The organism is Pseudomonas morbosilactucae (assembly GCF_023241665.1).
Lineage (GTDB): Bacteria > Pseudomonadota > Gammaproteobacteria > Pseudomonadales > Pseudomonadaceae > Aquipseudomonas > Aquipseudomonas morbosilactucae.
Genome location: NZ_JALQCX010000107.1, coordinates 1 through 884, shown reverse-complemented (window position 1 = coordinate 884; position 884 = coordinate 1). Strand labels below are relative to the sequence as shown.

General features: G+C 62.4%; 1 protein-coding gene and 1 pseudogene. Both read left to right on the top strand.

The genetic code is table 11. The features are described 5' to 3' along the window. The first annotated feature begins 60 nt into the window (after positions 1 to 60). Positions 61 to 600 (top strand): DUF4376 domain-containing protein, encoded by a 540-nt coding sequence (locus tag M1B35_RS31815; protein ID WP_268264068.1) that lies wholly within the window; start codon positions 61 to 63, stop codon positions 598 to 600. A 20-nt stretch (positions 601 to 620) separates the two neighbouring features. Then, positions 621 to 884, top strand: a pseudogene (locus M1B35_RS31810) (hypothetical protein); the annotation flags it as partial.

The following is an 884-nucleotide window of genomic DNA, read 5'->3' as shown; positions in this document are numbered from 1 at the left end:
TACGACTCATCAGGCATCGACTACCCCACCCACTGGTTCATCCTCGGACGTTAAACACGCATGAAATACGCCTATTGCCCCGAGAGCCAAGGGCTCTACCGGTCAGACCTCAACCTGACATTCCCCCGTGATGCGATTGAAATCACCTACGGCAAGTACCTGGAACTCGTCGGCCAAGAAGTTGCGCTGAATGACGAAGGTGTGCCCGTGGTATCGCGCCGTGGCGTTTCCCTGGACGTGCTCTACAGCAGCAAAACCCAGTCAATCAACTACGCCTGCGAAACCGAAATCACCGCCGGGTTCTGGTCCGAAGCCCTGGGCACAGCTCACCAGTACGGCAGTCAACTGGATGACCAATTGAACCTGACCGGCGTCATTTTGGCCGGGGCTGACAGCCTCTATGCCTGCCGTGACACGGAAGGCGTGAAGGACTTTCGACCGCACACCGCCGCGCAGCTGCGCCAGGTGGGGGACGACTTCACACTGTACAAGCTGCAGTTGCTGCAGAAGGCCAACGGGCTCAAACAGAAGCTGGACGAAGCGCTGGCCAACGCCGACATGGACGCACTGGCGGCCGTGACATGGGACGGTGAACAGTGAACTCCTGGGCACCGGTGACCATGCGCTGGCCTGAGCAGGCAACGCAATGGATGGGCGAGCTGTCAGCGGCCCAGGAGCTGGCCGGCGGTGAGCTGGCCAGCACAGCCCAGCGCCTGACCGGATTGGACGGAATGACCAGCACCAACCCGGGGCCAGTTGGTGCCGCTGCAGAAAGCGCGATCGCCGCCGGCCGTGCGGCACTGGCGGGCCAGATGGGCGAAGCCCCGGCGTGCCTGGCGGTGACGCCATTTCAAAGTGGGATGGCCAGGGCCAGGGGAACCAAC

Coding starts and splice junctions, on each gene's coding strand:
- M1B35_RS31815 (WP_268264068.1), top strand. CDS start 61: ATGAAATACGCCTATTGCCCCGAGAGCCAAGGGCTCTACCGGTCAGAC.